The sequence below is a fragment of the Mesobacillus sp. genome (assembly GCF_049588175.1).
Lineage (GTDB): Bacteria > Bacillota > Bacilli > Bacillales > Cytobacillaceae > Mesobacillus.
Window position 1 is genome coordinate 1 of the sequence record NZ_JBAVFI010000740.1, and the last position, 3,365, is coordinate 3,365.

3 protein-coding genes are annotated in these 3,365 nt (G+C 42.9%); all 3 read right to left on the reverse strand.

What is annotated here, in order from left to right; all coding sequences use genetic code 11:
* Positions 1 to 1,096 (reverse strand): tripeptidase T (locus tag WB217_RS17980; RefSeq protein WP_423994672.1); only part of this gene is annotated, 1,096 nt, incomplete at its 3' end.
* Positions 1,097 to 1,170: 74 nt separating this feature from the next.
* Positions 1,171 to 2,721, reverse strand: a complete 1,551-nt coding sequence (locus WB217_RS17985) for an acyl-CoA carboxylase subunit beta (protein ID WP_423994673.1) — start codon at positions 2,719 to 2,721, stop codon at positions 1,171 to 1,173.
* Positions 2,714 to 3,136, reverse strand: coding sequence for a methylmalonyl-CoA epimerase (mce, locus tag WB217_RS17990; RefSeq protein ID WP_423994674.1), 423 nt, complete (start codon positions 3,134 to 3,136; stop codon positions 2,714 to 2,716). Before mce ends, WB217_RS17985 begins: the two co-directional genes overlap by 8 nt.
* Positions 3,137 to 3,365: the final 229 nt, after the last annotated feature.

Sequence of the window (3,365 nt, forward strand, 5' to 3'; positions counted from 1 at the left end):
AAGCAATGACCATCTCTCCAAGCTTTCCTAGCTCTTCGATTGGCATTCTTTCATTTGTTGTGTGGATTTCTTCGTAGCCTACAGCCAGGTTAACGGTTGGGATTCCGAAACCGGCGATAACATTCGCATCGCTTCCGCCGCCACTGTGTAACAATTCACAGCTTCTGCCGATTTTCGCAGCTGCTTTTCTTGCAAGTTCAACAACTAGATCGCCTTCGCCGAATTTAAAGCCCGGATACATCACTTGAACATCGACATCTGCTTTGCCGCCCATTTCTTGTGCAGCAGATTCAAATGCTTCTTTCATTTTCTTGACCTGAGCTTCCATCTTTTCAGGAATCAACGAACGAGCTTCAGCAAGTATTTCAACATGGTCACATACGATATTCGTTTGTGTTCCACCCTGGAAACGACCAATATTTGCAGTCGTTTCCTCGTCGATACGACCTAACGGCATTCTTGCCACAGCCTTTGCAGCAATCGTAATGGCAGACACACCCTTTTCAGGAGCAACCCCTGCATGAGCTGTTTTTCCATGGATTACAGCGGCAACTTTTGCTTGTGTTGGCGCAGCAACAATAATATTGCCTACCTTGCCATCACTGTCAAGCGCGTATCCGTATTTTGCTTTTACCAAAGATGGATCCAGAGCTTTTGCTCCAACAAGTCCAGATTCTTCACCAACCGTAATGATGAACTGGATTGTTCCATGCTGGATTGATTGTTCCTTTAAAACCCTAATTGTTTCAAGCATGACCGCAAGGCCTGTTTTATCGTCAGCACCAAGAATCGTTGTACCATCAGTGACAACATAACCGTCCTTTATGGAAGGCTTCACGCCTTTGGCAGGAATGACAGTATCCATATGAGAAGTAAAGTAGATTGTATCTACTCCCTCCTTTGTGCCATTCAATGTACAAATCAGGTTACCCGCTCCATGACCTGTCACAGCAGTTGTATCATCCTCGATTACCTCAAGTCCTAAATCAGTGAATTTTTGCTTCAAGACGCGGGCAATTTCAGTTTCGTATTTCGTTTCAGAGTCAATTTGGACTAGCTCCAAGAACTCATTCAATAAACGTTCGTTATTTATCATTTAAGCCGACCTCCAATTATGTATATACTATTTGAGTATACAGTTAAATGAATTACAACAGCAAATACAAAATATTAGAGCGGGATATTTCCGTGTTTCTTGCCCGGTCTGTCCTCTTTCTTGGTGCGAAGCATTTCTAGCGCCTGAATCAACTTGATCCTTGTATCGCGAGGGTCGATTACGTCATCCACCATACCCTGGCTTGCTGCTACATAAGGATTCGCGAATTTTTCACGATATTCATCTATCTTCTGCTGCCTTGTCTGCTCTGGATTATCACTGTTCTGAATTTCCTTCGCAAAAATGATATTGGCCGCTCCTTGTGGACCCATGACAGCGATTTCGGCATTTGGCCATGCAAAAACAAGGTCAGCACCAATGGACTTACTGTTAAGAGCCACATAAGCACCGCCATATGCTTTACGTAAAATGACCGTAAGCTTTGGAACCGTTGCTTCTGAATATGCATAAAGGATTTTCGCACCATGGCGAATGATCCCGCCGTGCTCCTGCTTAATTCCAGGGAAAAATCCAGTAACATCTTCAAATGTAATGATAGGGATGTTGAATGAATCACAGAAACGAATAAACCTTGATGCCTTGTCGGATGAATCGATATCTAGTCCGCCTGCCATTACCTTTGGCTGGTTGCAAACAAGACCAACTACCTCACCTTTAATCCGAGCGAGGCCAATGACAATGTTTTTCGCAAAATCCTTTTGTATTTCCAGGAAACTTCCATTATCAACCACCTGCTCAATTACCTTGCGGACATCATAGGGTCTGACGGCATCAAAAGGAACTATATCGGTTAAATCGGGACGGTAATCATCCTTGGAATCGGCTTCAAGGCGAGGCGGCTTTTCTTCATAGCTTTGCGGCAAATAGCTTAACAGAAGTCTAACCTGCTTAAGTGTTTCTTCTTCGGATTGTCCATGGAAATGGGCATTTCCGCTGATTGTATTATGCACAATTGCTCCGCCTAAATCCTCAGCTGAGATTTTTTCCCCTGTAACAGTTTCAATAACCTTGGGACCTGTGATGAACATTTGGCTTGTTTTCTCGACCATGAACACAAAATCCGTGATTGCAGGCGAGTATACTGCTCCGCCTGCACATGGACCCATAATGACGGAAATTTGCGGAATGACTCCTGAATAGATGGAATTACGATAAAATATCTGCCCATATCCATCAAGAGATACAACCCCTTCCTGGATCCTTGCTCCACCGGAATCATTCAGGCCAACAAATGGCGCTCCATTTTTAGCAGCCAAATCCATTACATTCGCAATTTTTTTTGCATGCATTTCACCAAGTGCTCCACCAAATACAGTGAAGTCTTGGGAGAACAAATAGATTGGACGGCCGCTCACTTTACCATAACCTGTTACAACACCATCTCCAGGGCCTTTTTGGTTCTCCAGTCCAAAATCAGTGCTGCGATGCTGGATGAACGGATTTAATTCAACAAAGGTTCCAGGATCAACAAGCAGCTCGATTCTTTCACGGGCAGTCAGCTTGCCTTTTTCATGCTGCTTTTCAATCCGCTCATCTCCGCCCCCAAGTTCTATTTCCCTGCGGCGATCATATAGTTCATTGATCTTTTCATATATATCAGGCATTTTTTTCAGCCTCCCTGTCTTTCTCACAAAGTTCATATAAAATACTTCCTGTTGATTTCGGGTGCATAAAAGCTACCAGGGCTCCTCCCGCTCCTTTTTTGGGAGCATCTTGGATCATTCTGATGCCATTTTCTTTCATGTCATTAATACGCTCCTGGATGGATTCTACACCCAATGCAACATGGTGGATGCCTTCTCCGCGCTTTTCAATAAACTTCGCAATGGCACTTTCCTCTGAAATCGGTTCCAAAAGTTCTAGCTTCGTTTCTCCAGCTTTAAGGAAAGCCACTTTTACTTTTTCGCTGTCTACTTCCTCAATCCCAATCAATGGCAGCTTCAGCACATCAGTATAAAATGGGAGGGCATGCTCAAGAGATTTGACAGCAATTCCGATATGATCGACCTTTTTAATCATGTGATATCCCTCCAATTACTATTCGAATATATTTAATCATTTTAATATTCGATATAAATGTCACAAATCCTTCTTATTTAAGTGCGGTTTTCAGATTGATTTGAGAATAAAGGATTGGCATAATATTACGGATAGGGAACATTCTTATGTTAATATCTTTATCTACTACACTATCATACAAGGCAGAATAGTTCACAAGAAGAGTCACTTACGTAGAAGTTCCTTTACC

Coding starts and splice junctions, on each gene's coding strand:
- WB217_RS17985 (WP_423994673.1), bottom strand. CDS start 2,721: ATGCCTGATATATATGAAAAGATCAATGAACTATATGATCGCCGCAGG.
- mce (WP_423994674.1), bottom strand. CDS start 3,136: ATGATTAAAAAGGTCGATCATATCGGAATTGCTGTCAAATCTCTTGAG.